Origin of the sequence: Mediterraneibacter sp. ICN-202921, from assembly GCF_037890075.1 — a bacterium.
GTDB classification, from domain to species: Bacteria; Bacillota; Clostridia; order Lachnospirales; family Lachnospiraceae; genus Mediterraneibacter; species Mediterraneibacter massiliensis.
Genome location: NZ_JBBKBE010000013.1, coordinates 1 through 21684 on the forward strand (window position 1 = coordinate 1; position 21684 = coordinate 21684).

A 21684-nucleotide genomic window follows, 5' to 3' on the forward strand; every position below is an offset into this window, starting at 1 on the left:
CAAAATCTTTCTTACAGTAATTTTATAAGATATTTTTGCAATTATCAAGATATATCACAAAAAATGAAATAAAAATTGTGATATATATTGAAATATATTTTAAAATATGATATAAATTAATAAAATAAATCACAAAGGAAGGAGAAAAAAGATGAATACACAGGAGAGGATGAACAATTTCCTGGGAAAGATTGCAACGTTTTTTAATACACAGCCGCATATATCTGCAATCAAAGACGGGATAGTTACAGTGACACCATTTACCATTATAGGAGGAATTGCTTTGGTCATAGCCAATCCGCCTATACCAGAGAATATGGATATGACGTCGTTTATGGGGACAATTTTGGGGGGATGGAAAAAAATAGCGGAAGCGTTGTCAGAGTATACAGCTTTGGCCAATAGTCTTACTCTGGGCATATTATCCGTATATCTTACATTTACGATCGCCTATCTTCTGGCCGGGAAAAGAAAGTTAAATCAATTAACTACAAGTATAGGGGCATTGATGGTATTTTTTGCGATCGCTGCGCCTGTTACAGGTTTTGACGGAACGAATGCGATCCCCGTCTCTTATCTGGACGCAAAAGGAATGTTTACGGCGATTTTGGTAGCATGTGTTACCGTGGAGATTACCAATTTTCTAATGAAAAAGAATATTCATATTAAACTGCCGGAAGCAGTGCCGCCTATGGTAGCTGCGCCTTTTGAAGCGCTGATCCCATTTGTAGCCAATCTAGTTTTATTTATGGGAATCGACGCAATATGTCAGAATGTATTTAAGATGCAGATACCGGCTTTGATCATGCAGATTTTTTCACCGCTTGTAGCAACATCAGATACATTATGGGCTGCTATACTGTATGCGTTTTTGATCAATGCATTTTGGTTTTTGGGACTTCATGGCAGCAATATCGTCGGCGCTATCATCAATCCGTTCCTTCTTATTAATTTAACAGCCAATGCAGAAGCTATGAGCGCCGGTAAGGAACTGCCGCATGTATTGGTCCAGAACTGGAATATATTGGCGGTTAATTTTGGGGGCTGCGGAGCAACATTAGCGATTGTGATCGCCTGCCTGCTTGTCGCAAAATCAAAATATATTCGGTCGATTACAAAAATAGGAGGTTTGCCAACGATTTTTAATATAAGTGAACCGGTAACATTTGGTATGCCGTTAATGTTGAATTCTTATCTTATGCTGCCGATTCTTTTGGTACCTACGTTAAACAGTGCGGTGACCTATTTGTGTATGAGCTGGAATGTGATTGGGCGGGCGTTTGTTCCGGTGCCATGGACACTGCCGGGGCCTATAGCGGCATTTTTGGCAACGTTAGATTGGAAGGCGGCTGTTTTATGGATACTTTTAGTCATAGTAGATATTCTGATCTATATACCATTTATTAAAATGTATGATAGGACAAAGCTGAAAGAAGAAAAGGGAGAAGCGCAGGAAGTGTAAGTATGTGCGCATAGTATGGGAGGCATAAAAATGAAAACAATGATGGACTATATTTCTGGAGCACCTGACAAGATAAAAGAAAAGCTGGCTGATAATGGATGGTGTGAGAATCTGGCCGGTTTTATGAGGCAGGAAAAAGAGAAGCTGGTCATTGTAGCTTCCGGTTCTTCCTGCAATGCTGCTAATTGTGCGAAAATGTTTATGCAGAAAACATTGGATATAGAGATAGAAGTAGTGACGCCGTATACGTTCAGCCATTACTATATACCGGTTAAAAAATGGTCTTATCTGTTGATTTCACAGTCAGGCAATAGTACCCATATATTGCAGGTCTTAAAAAGATTGAAAGAAGAGAGGTGTTCTCTGCATATCATAACAGACAATCCCAATATAAAAGAAGCCTTGGGCACAGAGATCTCTTATCTTGGGATCCAGGGAGAGGAAGTACCGTTTGTTACGATCGGATTTGACATGACTGTATTAATGCTTATGGCAGGCGCCTTGAAGGCGGCCGGGGAAGAGGCAGCTTTGTTGGCGGACATGGCAGAATGTGCGGGAAAAGGTTATGAGAATGGCAAACGTTTTTATGCAGAGAACCGTATATGGCTTAAAAATGTGAAGCGGATCCATATATGCGGTGCGGGAACAGGACAAGGGATAGCACAGGAATGTGCATTGAAATTTTGTGAGACGCTGCAAATCGCTGCAACGGCATATGAAACGGAAGAGTTTCTGCATGGCGGATTTTTAGAATTAGAAGAAGAACATGTGGTATTTTTACTTTCAACGGAAAGCGTGAAGGAGAGGAGCCAACAGCTGGAAAAATATCTTCCGATGTTATGTAAGCATGTAGTGCTGGTTACCGGTAATCCGAAAATACCGGAAGAACTGCAGACGTTGCGTATAGTTCCGTTCTTTCAGACGATCGTAGCGCTGATGAACATAGAGTGCGGCAATCCTATTCCAAAGATGAAGAAGAAATATATAGAATTTGAAAAAAAATTAAAATCTAAGGTAGTTCCTTATGATGAGGTGAGAGATCATGTGTGAAAAGAAACTGAAGATTGTGACAATCGGCGGCGGCAGCAGCTATACGCCTGAATTAATAGAAGGATTGATCGATCGCTGTAAGAGCCTGCCTGTTACAGAGTTGTGGCTGACGGATGTAGAAGAAGGAAAAGAGAAAGTAGAAATTATCGGCAGACTGGCGCAAAGAATGGTAAAAAGAGCAGGCGTACCAATGAAGATATACTGGACTTTGGATAGAAGGAAGGCTCTGCCAGGCGCTGATTTTGTAACAACACAGTTCCGGGCAGGGCAGCTGGAAGCAAGGGATAACGATGAACGGATCCCTTTGAAATATGGAGTCATAGGACAAGAGACAAATGGACCGGGCGGTATGTTCAATGCGTTTCGGACTATTCCGATTTTGTTCGGATTGATCGAAGATTGCAAAGAATTATGTCCGGATGCATGGATTATTTCTTTTACCAATCCTTCCGGGATGAATGCAGAGGCTGTAAAGAGATTTACAGATTGGAAGCGCTTTATCGGCCTGTGCAATGGACCGGTCAATATGCAGAAAGATATAGAAAAAATATTGGGATTGACGGGGAAGGATCAGCTGGACGTAAAGTTCGGAGGTATCAATCATATGGTTTTTGCTCTGGAAGTCAAGGTGAATGGAAAAGATGCTGGAGAAGAGCTGATTGATAAAATGACAGGAGATGGGATACGGGAATCCCTGAAAAATATTGTAGATATCCCCTGGTCAGAAGAATTCCTAAAAGGGTATGGATACTATGGAATCGGGTATCTGCGATATTATCTGCAAAAGCAGCAGATGCTTGCGCATTGTATGGAGGAGGCACAGGGCCAACGCAACAGGGCGAGAGTTGTAATGGAGATAGAAAAAGAGCTGTTCCGTAAATACGCAGAGGAGTCCTTGGATGTAAAACCACCGGAATTAGAGCAAAGAGGCGGGGCGTATTACAGCGATGCTGCCTGTAATCTGATGGATTCTATTTACAATGACAAACAAGATATTCAGACAGTAGATACGCTGAATCAAGGGGCTATTTCGAATATGCCGGATGATGTAGTCGTAGAAGTAAGCTGCCGGATTACTAAGGATGGACCGATACCGGTTCCGGGACTGACGCTGCCTATACAGGCTGCCGGCTTAGTGCAGCAGATGAAAGCGTTTGAGATCCTGACGACAGAAGCGGCAGTCAGAGGAGATTATAGAAAAGCGCTTGTAGCCATGACGATCAATCCTCTTGTGCAAAGTGAACAGACGGCTCGTAAAATCCTGGATGAGATGCTTTTGAAAAATGAGAGATATTTGCCCCAGTTTCGGGAAAAAATACTGGAATTAAAAAAGAAGTAGGAGGGGAGCGGGGTTGACTAACAGAGAAAAGAACACGGAAAAACGTCCGAATATAGTACTGTTTGTGAGTGATCATTTCCGAAGGGAAGCGTTAGGACATACTGGCAACGAAGTAAAGGCTACCCCTTTTTTAGATACATATGCAGGAACAGAAGCCGTAAGCTTTACACATGCATTTTGTCAAAATCCTGTGTGTGTACCTAGTCGATGTAGTTTCCTGTCCGGGAGATATCCTCATGTAGAAGGCTTTAGGACCATGCACCATTTGCAGTCTGCAAGGGATCAGAATATTTTGAGGGAATTAAAAAAAGCTGGATATTATGTGTATTTTGGCGGGAAAAATGATGTTTTTAAAAAAGAAATACCGGTCAATGAATATTGTGATTATCGGTCAGATGCATTTCACGAGTATAATTGTATCCGAGATGGAGTGCCTTTGGAAGCTGAGTTTCATTCTGTTTTAGGAAAGTTTACGAAGGAAGAGATTTTAGCGGCAGAGAAAGAGAAAGAAAACTCCAGATATGAAAAAAATAAAAGAAATTACTATGCCCTTTATCAAGGCCTTATGGAGACGGACAATCCGTTGGCTGTAGGTTATACAGGACTGGAGGATGCGCAGATAGAAGATGCCCTCCGTTTTATCAAAGAATATAAAGGAGACAGACCGCTGTGCATATATCTTGCCCTTATGTTGCCCCATCCGCATTATGCTGCGACGGAAGCGGACTATCGTGCGATCGACGCAGATAAAATAGAGATTCCTGTAAGATTGGATGAAAAACAGAGAAAGAATAAAGCGTCAATATTAGAGGGAATACGGAAAAACCATAGATTGTATGAATGGAAAGATGAAGAACTGAAAGAATTCAAACATATGTATTATGCTATGGTGCATCATATCGATCATAATTTCTCCAGGATGATCACATGTTTAAAAGAAAAGGGTATTTATGATGATACAGATGTGTTGTTGTTTTCGGATCATGGAGATTATGCAGGAGAATATGAAATTGCGGAAATTAATCAGAATACATTTGAAGATGTGCTGACCAATATTCCTTTGCTTATTAAACCCCATAAAGGAATTGCATGTACACCCCGCATTTCAGAAGCTTTGATAGAATTGACGGATGTGGCGATAACCATAGCGGAATTAACGGGCATACAGCTTCCGGAATCACATTTTGGTATTTCCCTCCTACCGCTGTTGGAAAAAGAAAAAGAAATCCGGGATGCGGTATTCTGTGAAGGCGGCAGGCTGGAAAATGAGAGTCACTGTACAGATGGGGGGCATAAACCAGAAGCGCTGTATTGGGCGAGAACTTCGGTGCAGGAATCGATCCCAGAGCATACAAAGGCGGTTATGATCCGTGATAAAGAATTTAAGTATATTTATCGTCTTTATGAAAGTGATGAATTTTATGATTTGAAAAATGATCCTAAAGAAATGTATAATGAGATAAAAAATGTACATTTTGAAAAGAAAATTGCTATAATGAAGGAACGGCTGCTCCGATTTTTGATTGAAACAGCGGACTGTGTACCAAAGCATAGAGACGAGCGGTAGTAATTTATAGGAAAGGAGAGAGCAAGATGGGAAAGAGAAGGATCATGTTAGCGTGTGTGGCAGGAATGAGTACGAGTCTGCTGGTAAGTAAAATGCAGAAAGCGGCGCAAGAGCAGAATATGGACATTGAAATTTTTGCTGTTCCTGCGCCAGAGGCAATGGAGGAAATAAAAAAGGAACTTGTAGATGCTGTGCTTTTAGGACCGCAGGTAAGATTTATGGAACCCGATTTTAAACAACAGTTAGAACCGCAGGGGATTGTTGTGGGAGTCATACCTATGCTGGACTATGGGATGATGAATGGAAGTAAAGTCCTGGAGTTTGCAGTGAATTTACTGGAGAAATAAGAGGAAGAAAAAATGGATGAAAAAAACATAGAAACGATTATGCAGCTGATCGTGTATGGGGGAAACGGGAAAAGCTGTTCAATGGAGGCAATCCGCGCTGCAAAGTCAGGAGATTTCAAGCTGGCAGATGAGAAAATTAAGGAAGCGGAGGAATCTTTGTTACAGGCACACCACGCACAGACAGAAATGTTAACGGGAGAAGCGAACGGTGAGAAGGTAGAACTTTCGCTGCTTATGATACATGCGCAGGATCATTTGATGACAGGGACTGCGTTTAAAGATTTGGCAAAAGAAATCATCGATTTGTATCGGGTAAAATAAAGTGCAGGGGAGAGGGAACTCTGCAAAATATAAAAAAGGCAGCAGACCTGGAGACAACGGAGTAATAGAAGAGACGAGGGATAGGAATCCTTCGTCTCTTTTGCTTGTGATCACTTTGCGATTTATTTCAAAGATTATTCTGCTGAAATAGCGCCTGTTGGGCAGGCAGCTTCACATGCTCCACAGTCTACGCATGCATCAGCGTCGATTTCATATTTGCCATCTCCTTCAGAAATAGCTCCTACTGGACATTCGCCTTCGCAAGAACCACAGCTTACACATTCATCACTGATTACGTGTGCCATAGTATGTACCTCCTTTATAAATTTACAACAGGTATCTGCACCTGTTACCCTCATTCTAATACAATTAAAATAAATATACAAGCAGTTTTATGCTCTAAATTAAATACAAAGTAATAAAAAATTAAGAAAAATTTCCTTTCTTTTTTTAAAACTTTCATGTATTGTATATAGGTAGTGAACGTATCAGACAGGATGATATGCGATTGGTTTATAATACTGGAGGCTGCAAAATGAAAAAAAGATTTGTTATACTTACATCGGCTGCCGTTTGTATAACAGCACTTATAGGCGGATGTGGTTCGGATCATGAAGGGAATACCTTTACGGGAGATAAGAAGGAGGAACCTGTGTATCAGGCGAATCTAAACGCTGTTTCTCCTGCGGCATACAGAAATGTAAAAGGCTTGGAACTTGAGCCGGGCACATATATTTCGATCATCGGGAAGGATGACAGTTCTTCCTATTGGAAAGCGGTACGCGCCGGTGTTGAACAGGCGGCGGCAGATTTAAATGAGGTGCTGGGGTATAGCGGGGATGAGAAGATAAAGGTCACCTATAATGCTCCGGATAGTGTAGAAAATATTGACGAACAGGTGAATATTCTGGATGAAGAATTGTCGAGATATCCAAATGCACTGGGTATTGCGAGTATTGATGAATCTGCGTCCAGCGTACAGTTTGACCTGGCTACAGAAAATGGGATCCCGATCATCGGACTGGATTCCGGTAATACCTATCAGGGCATACAGTGCATATGTAAGACAGATAATGCTGATGCCGCTAAGACAGGAGCCTATAAACTTTGCGATGAACTGGAGGATGAAGGGGAAGTGATCCTGTTTGTCCATGATTCTGTATCAAGTACGGCGAAAGAACGGGAAGCAAGTTTTAAGGCGGAGATAGAGGCCGCGCATCCGGGCGTGAAGGTTGTGGAAACGATCTACTGTGACCAGTTGGAAGAGATGAAAAAGACGGCGGCAGAAGAAATGAACGCTAAGAAAGCAAAAGAAAAGGAAGAAATCACGGCTGATAGTATGAGTGATGAGGATGTGATCCAGTATTATCTGGAAAAATATCCGGAAGTGAAAGGGTATTTTGGCACGAATGTTACGGCTACACAATTGATCGTTACAACATTGAAGCAGATGGAAACCAGAGAAGATGTCGTTGTGATGGGGTTTGATGCGGGAGAAGCACAGCTGGAATCTCTGAAAGACGGGGAAGTAGAAGGGCTGGTCGTGCAGAATCCATTCGGCATTGGGTATTCTTCTGTTGTAGCGGCAGCAAGAAGCGCATTGGAAATTGGAAATGAAGCTGTTGTGAACACGGGATATATCTGGGTGACAAAGGAAAACATGGAAGAAGATTCGATAAAGAGTATGTTATATGAGTAATATGTACAAGATGACGCGATAAAAATACGAAAACCGGCGTACAGGCAGGAGGAGAAAGCTGCTGTATGCCGGTTCTTTTATTTAGTGTTATACTCCGTTATAGATTAATTTTTTTTCAATGACTTCATCCAGTTTTGCTTTTGCCGCAGTGTCCAGAGGAAGCAGTGGGCGGCGGACATTTCCGGCGCGTATTCCCTGCCGCTCAAGAATATATTTGATGGAAGCGGGAAGACCGACAGCAAGGAGTACCTGAAGAATATCCGTGGAAGCGGAAATGATTTTATAGATTTCATTTTTTCTTGGTGTATCGTACAATTCAACAATCTGTTTGTATTGCGGCAGCATGAAATTGAAAGTGCTTCCGATAAAACCATCACAATGATAGTTCAGCATGGGGATCATCCGGCTTTCAAAACCCCCCATGATTTTAATAGCAGGGTTGATGGATTTGATACGTTTCATTCTGTAGGACTGAAGATTGGTATGTTTTATCATTCCGACCGCACCAGATTTCAAAAGAGCGCGGATTTCTGCGTCATCCGTATTCAGATCTACATGTGTGCTGGAAGGAATATCATAATACAGGACAGGTTGTCCAGCAGCTTCTGCCAGATTATAATAGTAGTGTGCCAGTTCTTTTGTAGTAAATGCAAAATAAAAAGGCGGCGTGGAGGCAATCTGTTTTATGCCGCAGGCAAGAGCGGCTTTCGCCATTTCTATTGCGTGATCTGTGCTGATGGAACCAACGTGTGCAAAAGTTTCAAAATCCGGTAGAGTATTGGCAGCTAGTTCAAACATGTGGATCCGTTCTTCTGTAGAAAGTAAGAAACATTCGCCTACACTTCCGCCGATAAAGAAACCATCTGCCCCTTCTTTTATATTTTTTTTCCACAATTTTTGCATTTCCATATCATTGATTTGATTATTTTCATCGAAGATCGTAACGGATGCTGCAATCATTTCTTTATGGTCTGTCATAATTCTCTGTTCCTTTCTATTGACCTCATATCAAGATCAAAGTAGTAAAATTGGCGTGATTGATTTTAAGGAAATAAGTAGTTATTTTTACCTTTTGCCTAAGCCTTGCTCAGAGAAAAAATAAATTCGGTTCCTACCCCTTCAGTACTGATCACATTGATGTGTTCGTCATGGGCGGAGATGATCTCCTTGACAATGGACAGCCCAAGTCCGGTCCCTTTTTTATCCTTGCCGCGGGAGAGATCTGATTTATAGAAACGCTCCCATATTTTATTCAATTCTTTTCTTGGTATTCCGATACCAGAGTCCTTTACGGAAATAAAAAGTTTATCATTTTTCTGCGTTACTTCTACGACAACAGAAGAGTCGTTGTCACTAAACTTAACGGCATTATCTACCAGATTGTACAGAACCTGCTGTATTTTACGTTTATCTGCATATACCTTCGGAGGAACGTGCAGAAGCAGCAGTTGTATAGAGACATGTTTGGCAGTACAGACGCCTTCGAAGGAGGCGGCTGTATTTTTTATGACATCCTGTATATCAAAGGCTGTTTTATCCAGCAGCAGTTCTTGTGTATCGAACTCATTCAGAGTAAGCAGATCTTTTGTCAGATCTGTTAAACGTTCTGTTTCAAATAGAATGATCTTCAAGTATTTTTCGTGCAGTTCGGGCGGAATGGTGCCATCGGTCATTGCTTCCACATATCCCTTTATGGAGGTTAGAGGAGAACGAAAGTCGTGAGACACATTGGCGACAAACTTTTTCTGGTAGTCCTCCATGTCCTTTAACTGTGAGGACATATAGTTTAGAGAAGCGGACAGGTACCCCATTTCGTCATGGGTATAGACAGGGATTTCGTAATCCAGGTTGCCCAGGGCATACTGTTTGGCAGCTTCCGTGACCTGTGCAAGAGGACGGAAGATGAAAAAATGAAAGCCAAGCAGGAAGATAAAGGAGAGGATGTAAATGACGAGCAGGGTGATATAGATTGTAAACATCAGATCCTGGCAAGTTTTGTCAATAGAAGAAACAGGACTGTGTATGAGCAAATATCCTTTTGTTGCAAAACCTTGTGTGACAGGCGCCATGACGGTGATAACATCCTCATCAAAATAGCCATGATAATCCCCGATGATATACTGGTTGTTTCCAATCTCAGCAGGATCAAAATCTTCTATTGTCTCCGGGGCAATATTGTCATCCAGATTCGACGAAGTGATCAGAACTCCCGCTTTATCTACGAACCATAGAGAAGAGCCGAGATAGAGCTTCATTGCCGTTAACTGTGAGTGCACGGACCAAGACGTCATGTTTCCGGCGAAATAGGAAGGCAGGTACTCGTTAGAGATCAGATGTGCTTCCTTAAATAATGTCTGGGAGGTACTTTCTTCCAGTCGGTCTTTGATCAACTGCGGAGAAAGTGTGGCAGTTGCGAATATACTTAAGAATCCAAATATGATATATAAAATGATAAATTTTAAGTACAGAGTACTTTTCATAGAGCACTTCCTTTGGATATATAGTGTTTATTTTACTTCAAATTTATAACCGATCCCCCATACAGTGCTTAAACTCCAGGAGGCATGATCCTTGATCTTTTCGCGCAGACGCTTGATATGGACGTCTACGGTACGTGTATCTCCGATATATTCATATCCCCAGATGCGGTCTAAAAGCTGTTCTCTCGTAAAGACCTGATTGGGAGAGGCTGCGAGAAAGTAGAGTAATTCCAGTTCCTTCGGCGGCATTTCGACAGGTTTTCCATCGCAGAGAACGGAATAATTTGTCAGGTTGATGACTAAACCGTCATATTCTACACATTTTGTTTTCTCTTTCTCTGGTTCTTCGGTTTTGACCGGTTGGTAGCGGCGGAGGACTGCGCGGACACGCGCTACCATTTCCTTGGAGTCAAAGGGCTTCATGATATAATCATCAGCGCCCAGCTCAAGTCCTAAGACTTTATCAAATACTTCGCCCTTTGCGGACAGCATGATGATCGGGGTAGAAGATTTTGCCCGGATCTCTCGACATACCTGGTATCCGTCGATGCCGGGAAGCATCAGATCGAGTAAGATAAGATTCGGACGGTAGGTTTCAAAAGCCGTCAGGGCATCTTCTCCGTTGTAAACCATTTTTGTATCAAAACATTCTTTTGTAAGATAGAGAGAAATCAGTTCTGCAATATTTTCGTCATCATCTACTATCAGAATTTTTTGTTTTCCTATCATAGCGTCCTCCTTATTATTTGTTTTGTGTTTTTATACTTATTTTAGTTCTACAATCGTGACGCCGGCATCTCCTTCTCCGAATTCTCCGAGACGATATGACTTGACATGCTTTTGCCGGCGGAGATACTCATGTATGCCCTTTCGTAAAGCTCCTGTCCCCTTTCCATGTACGACGCGGACTGTATGCAAATGGGATAAAAGCGCGTCATCTAAGTATTTGTCCAGTTCCATAACCGCTTCGTCTACTGTCTTGCCAAGAAGATTGATCTCTGGACGGACCGACAGGGATTTATTCATTTTCAATTTTCCCTTATTTGTATGTTTCAGGTTTTTAGCCGTATAAGATACAGGTTCTTCAATGATCTCTAAGTCGGAGATATGGGCTTTTGAACGCAGTATTCCCATCTGTACGGTTACATTTCCGCGGGCATCCGGAAGAGAGAGTACTGTTCCGGTCAGATTCATGCTCAATATTTTTACAGACTCTCCGAGCTTGAAATCGGAAGGCTTGTGCGTCTTTTTAGGTTTTTGTACCTGTATGGAAGAAGCAGAAGAAGTATCTTTCATTTTTTGACGGAGCCGTTCACGTTCTTTTTCCATCTCTGAGGCAGAGATATTTTCTTTTCCAAATCTGCGGAAGTTTTTCATTGTCTCGTCTGCAAATTCTTTCGCCTCACGTAAGATGCCGGCAGCTTTCTCATTTGCTTCCCGGATAATCCGGTCTTTCTGTTCTTCTAATTTTTCCTGCTTCTGTAATGTTTTTGCCTTTAAAGATTCGATTTCCCGTTTATAGGCTTCGATTTCTGTGCGTTCCTTCTCTATTGTATGCCGGCTCGTCTCCAGGTCTGTCAGCAGATCTTCAAAAGAAACATCCTGTTCGCTCAATCTTTTTCGAGCATCTTCGATGATATACGCAGGAAGACCCAGTTTACCGGAGATAGCAAAAGCATTGCTCTTGCCGGGGATTCCAATTAAGAGACGGTAGGTAGGACGCAGGCTTTCTACATCAAATTCACAGCAGGCATTTTCTACGCCGTCTGTCGACAGAGCATAGACCTTTAATTCACTGTAATGCGTTGTTGCCATTGTACGGATCCCCTGGTTGTGCAGGTGAGAGAGGATCGAGATGGCAAGAGCCGCACCCTCTGTCGGATCCGTTCCTGCGCCTAGTTCATCAAATAAAACGAGAGAATGACGGTCTACTTTTTTTAAGAAAGAGACGATGTTGGTCATATGGGAAGAAAAGGTACTTAAACTTTGTTCAATACTTTGTTCATCTCCTATATCGGCGTAGACTTGACGGAAGACAGCAAGTTCGCTGCGATCCCTGGCCGGGATATGAAGTCCCGACTGCCCCATCAGGGTAAAAAGTCCGACAGTTTTTAAAGATACGGTCTTCCCGCCTGTATTCGGTCCGGTAATAATGAGCAGGGAGAAATCTTCCCCCAGAGAAACAGTAATGGGAACGACTTTTTTTGTATCCAGAAGAGGATGACGGCCTTCCCGTATATGGATCCTGCCTTCCTCATTTAAAATGGGGCGGCTTGCGTTCATGGACAGGGCGAGAGAGCCTCTGGCAAAAATGAAATCCAGATCGGTCAGAATTCGATAGTCTGTGCGTATTTCTTCTATATAAGAAGCGGCGTTTTCACTTAATCGTGCGAGGATGACCTGGATCTCTTCCTGTTCCTTTGCGTAAAGTTCTTTTAAGTCATTGTTTAATTTTACCACTGCCATTGGTTCGATAAATAAAGTAGAACCGGTAGAAGACTGGTCGTGTATAAGACCCTGTACTTGCCCTCTGTACTCTGCCTTGACAGGGAGACAATAACGGTCGCCGCGCATAGTGATAATGGGATCCTGCAGATAGGTGCGCAGGGCTCCGTTGACGAGCCCGGTTAAAGTGGCGTGTACTTTCCCGTTGAGGACTTCCATATTTCGACGGATACTCTTGAGCGTGCTGCTGGCGTCGTCGCTGATCTCTTCTTCCGAGATAATGCAGCGCTCGATTTCGCCTGACAGCAGTGCGAGCGGTTCCAGTGCTTCAAAATAGTTGTCCAGACAGTCTGCCAATTCCTCCTGCGTATCGTGCCTGCCGTAAGATTTGATTCGTGCAGTATTAAGGAGAAGACGGCAGATGCGGAGAAGTTCTCCACTTCCCAATGCGCCGCCGATCTCCAGACGTTTCATAGATTCTTCTACAGGGGAGGCATCGCCGAAAGAAGGGCGTCCCTTCTTGACAATGCGGGTAAACGCGGCGGCGGTCTGTTCCTGCCATGTATTGATCTTTTCTATATCTGTCATTGGTTTCAGGCGCCGGCAAAGCTGTCTGCCGCGAAAAGAAGAGGCCTGTTCTTCCAATAAAGCTGTGATCTTATCATATTCTAGTTTCAGTAATGTTTTTTGGTTCATGTCGGTATATCTGCCTTTCTTTGTCAAAGGGGAGGTCGTAGTCCTGTTTGTTTTACTGCTCTTATCTTATCATATCGTTATTGGGCAGGCAAATCTTTTCGCTTTGCATAGCGCGAACCGTGAGAAATGAAGTTGAACAATTGCGGGGAATCGGTTATACTATTGACTGAAGGAGACCGAGTCTATGCTGTATGATGAAGACCCGAAACAGAATCTTAAAGAAGGTTCTGAGAAAAAAGAGGGAGAACATTTTTCTTTTTTACAGGAAACGATCAAGCCACAGCCTCTAAGCAGGGAAAAAATCTTGAGCCAGTTAGCGCGTATTGCGATATATGGACTGATTTTTGGCGCTTTTGCCTGCTTTAGTTTTTTTGCGCTTAAACCGCTGGCGGGGAAATATTTTCAGGGAGATCCTAAAACAGTTACCATACCGGAGGACGAGGAAACGCAGGAAAATGGCGGAACAGAAAGTACGGCGGAACAGGATGTCGCCCCGGAGGAGCTTAATGCGTTCAGCTATAATGAGATCATGGAGAGTATGTATACGACAGCAGCAGAGGCATTTAAAAGCTGCGTCTCTGTGACGGCTTCTTCAGATACGGAAGATTGGGAAAGTGTATCCACAGGGATACGGACAAATGTTACCGGGGTGATCGCGGCAGATAACGGACAGGAGCTTTTGATCCTGGCAGATCATTCAATTTGTGCGGATGCACAGGGATGGAACGTGGCCTTTGCAGATGGCAGAAGCTATGCGGCAACGCTGAAAAAGCAGGATAAGAACAGCGGACTTGCTGTTTTCGGAGTAAACAGAGAAGGTATCACAGCGGATACATGGGCGGCGATCAAAGTAGCAGATTTGGGTAATTCTAATCTGGTCAAGCCGGGAGACGTTGTGATCGCGCTTGGAAATACATTTGGTTATGCGGACGGAACAGGATATGGGATCATCAGTTCCAATTCTTATAAAGAAGTATTTTCAGATGGCGAGTGCAGGATACTGGCGACAGACATTGCATGTGCAGAGAACGGAACAGGAATCTTATTTAACCAGGCCGGGCAGGTGATCGGTCTGATCTCGCCCCATATCTGGGCAGAGAGAAAGGGAACTACGGCAAATGCTTTTGCGGTTTCGGATTTAAAGGCAGCTATTGAGTTGCTTGTAAATGGAGAAAGTGTTCCTTATATCGGTATTTCCGGCACTGCGGTGACAAATGAAATAGCGAAGCAACAGTCTATGCCTACCGGGATGTATGTTGTGGAGGTAGATGTAGATTCGCCTGCTATGGAGGCGGGAATTCAGAATGGAGATATTATCCAGGATGTAAATGGTACGGCTATCATGAATACTTCCACATACCAAAAGGCGGTTCTGGAATGTAAGACCGGAGAAAATGTGAAATTGAAAGGTAGCCGGCTTGGAGCAGGCGGCTATGTGGATATTGAGTTTACTGTGACGATAGGAAGTCAGGAATGATACGTGTGATAGAACGTCGGGAAATGGCGGGAAGCAGATATAAAAACAGCATAATGAAGAGTATAGACAGAAAGAGGATATGAAAAGAATATGAGATATATAGATGGATTATGTGAGGGAGAAACAATCAGAAATATTTATCTGTGCAAAGGGAAACGTTCTGCTGAGACGAGAAATGGGAAACCATATGATAATCTGCTTTTGCAGGATAAAACAGGAACATTGGACGGGAAAGTTTGGGATCCGAATTCACAGGGAATAGCGGATTATGATGAGAAAGACTTCATTGAGGTGTATGGAGATATCATTAATTATAATGGAAATCTTCAGATGAATATCAAACAGATCAGAAAAGCAGAAAAGGGCGAATACAATCCTGCCGATTACATGCCAACGACAGAGAAGAGTGTGGATAGAATGTATGAGGAACTTCTGGCGTATATCCGTCAAATTTCCAATACGTATTTAAAGCAAGTATTGGAATATTATTTTGTCCATGATCAGGTGTTTATAAAGGCTTTTAAAGGACATTCTGCGGCAAAGACTGTACATCATGGATTTGCGGGCGGACTTTTAGAGCATACAGTAAGTGTGCTTCATCTTTGTGAGTATTTTGCAGGGGCATACTCTATTTTAAATAGAGATCTGCTGTACACCGCGGCAATCTGCCATGATATAGGGAAAACGCGGGAGCTGTCGGACTTCCCGGATAATGATTATACGGATGAAGGACAGTTGATCGGACACATTGTGATTGGAATTGAAATGCTGGATGAAGCAATCCGTTCGATTGAAAATTTCCCTACAAGACTTGCTAATGAACTGAAGCATTGTGTGATCGCACATCATGGAGAGTTAGAATATGGTTCTCCGAAAAAACCGGCGTTGGCAGAAGCGCTTGCATTGAACTTGGCAGATAATGCGGACGCAAAACTGCAGACATTGACAGAAATATTCAAAGGGAAAACGGGGACGGACTGGCTGGGGTACAACCGCTTGTTTGAATCTAATTTGAGAAAGACATCTATATGATCTGTACTGCAGGAATGTAGGAACTGTTTGCGGTCAAGAACCTATGGAATGACGACGGATATTGAAATCTATTTTGGAGAAAAGAATATGCAGAAAAATGAAATTGTGAGAGTCACAATTGAAGATATTGGAATGAATGGAGAAGGTATAGGCAGAGTAAATGGCTATACCTTATTTATTAAGGATACAGTTATCGGCGACGAGGTGGAGGCAAAGATCATGAAAGCAAAGAAGTCCTACGGCTATGCCAGGCTTCTTAAGATCCTGACTCCGTCTGTGGACAGGATTCCGCCATACTGTGCGTTTGCCAGAAAATGCGGCGGATGTCAGATCCAGGAAATGGATTATAAGAGCCAGCTTGCCTATAAGGAAAGGAAAGTGAAGGGGAATCTGGAGCGGATAGGCGGCTTTGCAAAAGACATGCTCGATCAAGTGATGGAGCCCATTGTAGGGATGGGATCAACGGCGGATGACAATGCAGATATAAAAGGAGAGCGCGGAAAGTCTTTCGGTTTGGCGTTTGGCTATCGGAACAAGGCGCAGTTTCCTTTTGGTACGGATAAGGAGGGGAATCCGATCACAGGTTTCTATGCCGGAAGAACCCATGATATCATCGCTAATACAGACTGCGCGCTTGGAGTATCACAGAATCAGGTCATATTAGAAACGATTCTTTCTTTCATGAAGAAGTATAAAATAGCGTCTTATGATGAAAAAACTGGGCAGGGACTGGTTCGACATGTGCTGATCCGGTATGGCTTTCAAACAAAAGAACTGATGGTCTGCCTCGTGATCAATGGCAGCAGCCTGCCCCATGCAGATGATTTGGTAGAGAAGTTAAGTGCGATAAAGAAAATGACAAGTATCACGATCAGTCCGAATACCCGAAGAACCAATGTGATCATGGGAGATACATATGAGGTACTCTGGGGACAAGATCATATTACAGATTATATAGGCGATATTAAATTTGCGATCTCGCCGCTTTCCTTTTATCAGGTCAATCCGGTACAGACAGAAAAACTGTATGGACTGGCTCTTGCATATGCAAAACTGACCGGCACAGAGACTGTGTGGGATCTATACTGTGGGATCGGGACCATTTCCCTCTTCCTGGCACAGAAGGCAAAACAAGTCTATGGTGTGGAGATCATTCCGCAGGCGATTGAAGACGCAAGAAAAAATGCAGAGCGCAATGGCATAGAAAATGCGCAGTTTTATGTGGGAAAGGCAGAAGAAGTACTTCCTGCATACTATATGCAGTATGAAAAGGAACATCCGGGAGAAAAAGCAAGCGCAGATGTCATCGTGGTAGATCCTCCCAGAAAGGGCTGCGACGCAGTGCTGCTGGAGACGATCGTTAAGATGCAGCCGGAAAAGATCGTGTATGTGAGCTGCGATTCTGCTACATTGGCCAGAGATCTGAAGTATCTGTGCGAGAATGGATATGAGCTGAGGAAAGGACGGGCTGTGGACATGTTTCCACATACCGTGCATGTCGAGAGTGTCGTGTTGCTTTCAAAACTTAAATCAAATAGGTTGAAGCATATCAATGTGGAATTAGAGATGGATGAACTTGATTTGACGGTGGCGGAGAGAAGCAACTTATGAGGAAATCAAGGATTATGTTCTGAAACAAAGGGGATTGAAAGTCAGTAACTTGTATATCGCACAGGTGAAGCAGAAATGTGAGATTATTGAGAGGGCAAATTATAACCTGTCGAAATCGGGAAATTCCAGATAGCCGAGGTATTCGCCAGAGAAAGAAGCCGCTATACGAGCTGCGTTGAAATTTTTGAGCATAGTATAAATAATTAAGGTATTATGTTTAGAAAGGGGATTGTATGTTAAGTAATATTATTGCGGAATGTATGGGGATAGCGATGAGTCATTTTTTAAATACTCCGTATAAAGAACAGACTATCATAGAAATGTATGCGCCAGATGGTTTTGCGAACAAAGCGACTGGAATATGTCACTATTGTACGGTAGATACGCTTAAAGCAATTTTAAATAAGGAGTGTTTAAGGTTTAGTGATGTTCGATTTTTGAATGATTCAACAGAATTTGTAGAAATTTTGTTGTGGATAGAAAATGTGATTATGAATGGTTCATATAATGCTGATTTTCAGAAATTGATTCTTAAGAGTGATGAGATGAAAGAATTAAAAGAATATCAACAATCTTATATAGGGCATTCAAATATCACTCATCAATATGAAATAAAAACATACAGAACATATACATGTTCCTTTTCAACAGATATTGATGCACTTAGTATGTGGAATTATTATGCCCAATCTAGGGAAGGAGTCAACATAGTATTCAATCATTCATGGAATATATTTGATGGTAGCAATAGTTCAGAAGTAAACAGCAGTGATGAATTAGAAAATGGCATTGCAATTCATAGAGGACTTGTTATCTATAAAAACGAAGATAAGAAAAAATGTATAATCGAATTACTTAATAGATTGCAAGAAGTATATAATAAAGCAAAGGATGATATTAAAAAATACCAAGGTTATATATTATTTGCCTTTAAAGAGGCGGTAAATAATATGAGATGCTTTTTTAAAAATGAATATTTTGAATGTGAAAATGAATACAGAATTGTATTAAGGATTCCAGAAGAATTACTGTTACGAAAGGAATGTCTCGGTGATATTGTAGAAAAAGGGCAATTTAAACGTGGTAATATATTGATACCCTATGTAGATTACAAATTTAGGAAAAGTAGTGTAAAACGAATTGTCATTAATCCTTACATTAAAGAAGAGAGTGATATATTTGAATTAGGAATCAAAGAATTATTGTGGATGAATCAAATGGAAGATATACATATTGTTCATTCTAATATTCCTGTTAGGAAATACAGTTAGAGGGAAAATGCAGCAGTTAAAGATATCATGACAGTATATGAAGTCGTAATTCTTAATAAAAAGGAACTAGAGATATTTCATAGGCATTTTTATCGTGTTTTTATTTTAGTGAGACATGAAATATGAACTGTTTTCTGAAACCTTAAAAGAGAAAGTAAATGTTATTAAATCGTAATATGAAATGAAATTTTGAGAAAATATCAATAAATGGTTTGGAATGATAGGATGGTGAAAAATGAAGAGATTCGGAGACAGCTTACATACGGTAGAGAACGAAATCCTCATCTATCAAACTGAAGATGGGCAGACGAAAATTGATGTTAAATTTCAAGATGAGACTGTTTGGCTTACACAGGCACAATTATGTGAGCTTTACCAAACCAGTAAATCTAATATCAGTGAGCATATTAAACATATCTTTGAAGAAGGCGAGTTAGAGGCAGCCGCAGTTGTTCGGAAATTCCGAACAACTGCGGCTGATGGAAAAAACTATAATACAATCCATTATAATCTTGATATGATTATTTCTCTGGGCTATCGTGTAAAATCCAAAATTGCAACTAATTTCCGTCGATGGGCTACTGAACGATTAAAAGAGTACATGATAAAAGGTTTTACAATGGATGATGAACGACTGAAAAATCTGGGTGGGGGTAATTACTGGAAAGAGTTATTAGATCGTATTCGGGATATCCGCTCATCTGAAAAAGTGATGTACCGACAAGTATTAGATCTTTATGCAACAAGTGTTGATTATGATCCAAAGAGTAGTGAATCCATTGCGTTTTTTAAAATGGTACAAAATAAATTACACTATGCAGCACATGGGCACACGGCAGCAGAAGTTATATACGAGCGTGCGGACGCCAGTCAGCCTTTTATGGGATTAAAAAGTTTTTCTGGTGATTTTCCTGTATTGAAAGATATCAGTATTGCAAAAAATTATCTTAATGATGAAGAGTTAAAGATACTAAATAATATTGTATCGGGATATTTTGATTTTGCGGAGATTCAGGCTATGCGCCACAATCCCATGTATATGTCGGATTATGTGGAGCACTTAGACAATGTTTTAAAAACTACAGGAGAAAAAGTGTTGCAAGGAGCCGGAACGATTAGTCATGCACAGGCAATTGAAAAAGCAACAGAAGAGTATAGAAAATACCAGGTACAGAACTTGTCGCCAGTTGAAGAGGAATATTTGGAAAGCATTAAAAATATTCACAGCACAGTAAAGAAAAATAGTAAGAATTAACTTTCATAAAAGAGATTTTTAGAAGTTGGTAAAAATACGAGTTTGGACAATGATACACATATTGAGACTGTCTGTTTAATGTCAAGAGTGAAAGACTAAACTGTATAAAAAGGCTTGAAATCAAGGGATTTCGATAAATTGTTTCATTTTGAAATGATTGTTGTAATCCCTTTTTTGACCGTTTGACAACAGTTCTGACTACTGAAAAATAGAAGGTTGTAACTATGGAACTGCTTTTTGTGTATATTGAAACTACAGAAATATTGTCAAAGGCGGTTATGGAGATATTGAGACTATGAAACTGTTATCTGTGATTTTTTGAATTGAGAATTTTTAATAACTAACTAGTAATTATCATGATGTACTCATCACAAAGAAGCAAGAGGAATTAGGACATGTCAAATTAAGATAATAGAGCAAGATGGTGAAAATAGAACTTGCTATAGCATGAAAATAATGCGTATATAGATATACAAACATTAAATAGAATCATTATATAAAAAGTGCCTATTATATGTGAATTTAATAATCTTGATGATATCAATATGAAGAGATTCCGCAATTATTCATAAAAAACAAAGATTCAAATTGCAAGGAAACTCATCTAAAGTCTAGCATTTCAAATTTTAGCTTAAAAATAATATTGATTTCAGAATGTGTCGAGATTTTTGTGTGAATTGATAAAAACCTAATAAATTTGGTACGAAATTTATTGGGCGGATAATGAGTAAAAAGTTTAAAATTAAATAAACAAGGAGGGATTAGTAATGACAATGAATATACTAAAAAGATTTAATCTAGCCATGGATTATATTGAAAGTAATTTAGATTCAAGGATAGATGAAAATGAAATATATAATATAACGACATATTCATATAGAGTATTTGCTAGAGTTTTTTCTGTATTATAGGGCTTGCCACTTGGAGAGTATATCAGGAATAGAAGATTAAGTAAAGCTGCTATTGAGCTGAAAAGCAAAAAAAATTCAGTAACAGATATTTTCTTTAAGTACGGATATAGTTCACCGGAAGCTTTTTCATACGCGTTCAAAAGGTTTCATGGTGTGAGCCCAATAGATGTTATTAAAGGTAGAAATCTTGAGGTGAAAATATTTCCATTGATGAAATTTTCTGTTACTGCTAAAGGCGGTGAGGAATATAAAATTACACTAAGAAATATGAATCATATGGATTTTATTGGACTTACGAAAAAAATTTCGCCCGAAATGATGAAACAAGAAATTTGGGAAGAAATGCTAAATGAGTTAAGACTGTGTGATCCTATATTCTGTAAAAATAAGAAAATTTATGGAATGTTTTACATAGATAAGGAAGATAATGATTTTCGATATACTCTTGGATACTTACTAGAAGAAAATAGTAAAAAATATGAACATCTCACGAAAATATCAGTTGATGCCAATGAATATGCAGTTGTAGAGATAAAAGGAAATACGCCTAGTGCGATACATGGCGCATGGGAATATTTGGTTGGATCTTTTTTGCCAGAAGAATCTTTGGCGTATTCTGGTGATATTGATTTTGAAGTGTTTTCAAATACTGATAAAGGATATAACGTTGAATTATGGGTACCGGTAAAACCGGTTTTAGAATGAAAATAATTAAAAAATG

Annotated in this window: 18 protein-coding genes; 13 read left to right on the top strand and 5 right to left on the bottom strand. The window is 40.8% G+C overall.

Annotated features, from left to right (window positions below):
- Positions 1–151: 151 nt before the first annotated feature.
- The 6 genes from WKT01_RS10160 to WKT01_RS10185 are packed head-to-tail and all read left to right on the top strand — an operon-like array spanning position 152 to position 6086.
- Entirely contained in the window at positions 152–1462 is a 1311-nt protein-coding gene (locus WKT01_RS10160) for a PTS sugar transporter subunit IIC (protein WP_117975658.1), read from the top strand.
- A gap of 30 nt (positions 1463–1492) precedes the next feature.
- Positions 1493–2512, top strand: a complete 1020-nt coding sequence (locus tag WKT01_RS10165; RefSeq protein ID WP_340312274.1) for an SIS domain-containing protein — start codon at positions 1493–1495, stop codon at positions 2510–2512.
- Positions 2505–3851 carry a 6-phospho-beta-glucosidase gene (locus WKT01_RS10170; protein WP_340312276.1) on the top strand — a complete coding sequence of 449 codons (1347 nt, stop codon included), beginning with the start codon at positions 2505–2507 and terminating at the stop codon, positions 3849–3851. Before WKT01_RS10165 ends, WKT01_RS10170 begins: the two co-directional genes overlap by 8 nt.
- 13 nt (positions 3852–3864) lie before the next feature.
- Positions 3865–5418: a sulfatase-like hydrolase/transferase gene (locus WKT01_RS10175; RefSeq protein ID WP_340312278.1), complete on the top strand. Its 1554-nt coding sequence runs from the start codon at positions 3865–3867 to the stop codon at positions 5416–5418.
- A gap of 26 nt (positions 5419–5444) precedes the next feature.
- Positions 5445–5765: a PTS sugar transporter subunit IIB gene (locus tag WKT01_RS10180; protein ID WP_117975662.1), complete on the top strand. Its 321-nt coding sequence runs from the start codon at positions 5445–5447 to the stop codon at positions 5763–5765.
- Between the two features lie 12 nt (positions 5766–5777).
- Positions 5778–6086 carry a PTS lactose/cellobiose transporter subunit IIA gene (locus WKT01_RS10185; protein WP_117975663.1) on the top strand — a complete coding sequence of 103 codons (309 nt, stop codon included), beginning with the start codon at positions 5778–5780 and terminating at the stop codon, positions 6084–6086.
- Between the two features lie 134 nt (positions 6087–6220).
- Here the strand turns inward: WKT01_RS10185 and WKT01_RS10190 are convergent, their stop codons facing one another.
- Positions 6221–6391 (bottom strand): DUF362 domain-containing protein, encoded by a 171-nt coding sequence (locus tag WKT01_RS10190; protein WP_009244075.1) that lies wholly within the window; start codon positions 6389–6391, stop codon positions 6221–6223.
- A gap of 230 nt (positions 6392–6621) precedes the next feature.
- Here WKT01_RS10190 and WKT01_RS10195 point away from each other — a divergent pair, with 230 nt between their 5' ends.
- On the top strand, positions 6622–7785 hold the full coding sequence (locus WKT01_RS10195; protein WP_117975664.1) for a substrate-binding domain-containing protein: 1164 nt from the start codon (positions 6622–6624) through the stop codon (positions 7783–7785).
- 87 nt (positions 7786–7872) lie between these two features.
- Here the strand turns inward: WKT01_RS10195 and WKT01_RS10200 are convergent, their stop codons facing one another.
- From WKT01_RS10200 to WKT01_RS10215, 4 genes are all read right to left on the bottom strand, one after another.
- A complete protein-coding gene (locus WKT01_RS10200; protein WP_117975665.1) occupies positions 7873–8763 on the bottom strand; it encodes a dihydrodipicolinate synthase family protein in 891 nt (296 codons plus the stop codon).
- A gap of 98 nt (positions 8764–8861) precedes the next feature.
- Complete coding sequence (locus WKT01_RS10205; protein ID WP_117975666.1) at positions 8862–10265, bottom strand: sensor histidine kinase; 1404 nt, start codon at positions 10263–10265, stop codon at positions 8862–8864.
- Between the two features lie 27 nt (positions 10266–10292).
- Positions 10293–10994, bottom strand: coding sequence for a response regulator transcription factor (locus WKT01_RS10210; protein WP_059066364.1), 702 nt, complete (start codon positions 10992–10994; stop codon positions 10293–10295).
- Between the two features lie 36 nt (positions 10995–11030).
- Entirely contained in the window at positions 11031–13406 is a 2376-nt protein-coding gene (locus WKT01_RS10215; RefSeq protein WP_117975667.1) for an endonuclease MutS2, read from the bottom strand.
- Between the two features lie 184 nt (positions 13407–13590).
- Here WKT01_RS10215 and WKT01_RS10220 point away from each other — a divergent pair, with 184 nt between their 5' ends.
- From WKT01_RS10220 to WKT01_RS10245, 6 genes are all read left to right on the top strand, one after another.
- On the top strand, positions 13591–14883 hold the full coding sequence (locus tag WKT01_RS10220; protein WP_117975668.1) for a S1C family serine protease: 1293 nt from the start codon (positions 13591–13593) through the stop codon (positions 14881–14883).
- A 90-nt stretch (positions 14884–14973) separates the two neighbouring features.
- Complete coding sequence (locus tag WKT01_RS10225) at positions 14974–15915, top strand: 3'-5' exoribonuclease YhaM family protein (RefSeq protein WP_117975669.1); 942 nt, start codon at positions 14974–14976, stop codon at positions 15913–15915.
- Between the two features lie 87 nt (positions 15916–16002).
- Positions 16003–17526, top strand: coding sequence for a 23S rRNA (uracil(1939)-C(5))-methyltransferase RlmD (rlmD, locus tag WKT01_RS10230; protein ID WP_330671060.1), 1524 nt, complete (start codon positions 16003–16005; stop codon positions 17524–17526).
- A gap of 233 nt (positions 17527–17759) precedes the next feature.
- Positions 17760–18797 carry a DUF2971 domain-containing protein gene (locus tag WKT01_RS10235; protein WP_117974401.1) on the top strand — a complete coding sequence of 346 codons (1038 nt, stop codon included), beginning with the start codon at positions 17760–17762 and terminating at the stop codon, positions 18795–18797.
- 235 nt (positions 18798–19032) lie between these two features.
- On the top strand, positions 19033–20052 hold the full coding sequence (locus tag WKT01_RS10240) for a virulence RhuM family protein (protein ID WP_117974404.1): 1020 nt from the start codon (positions 19033–19035) through the stop codon (positions 20050–20052).
- 914 nt (positions 20053–20966) lie between these two features.
- Positions 20967–21668: an AraC family transcriptional regulator gene (locus WKT01_RS10245; RefSeq protein ID WP_117974406.1), complete on the top strand. Its 702-nt coding sequence runs from the start codon at positions 20967–20969 to the stop codon at positions 21666–21668.
- Positions 21669–21684 lie beyond the last annotated feature (16 nt).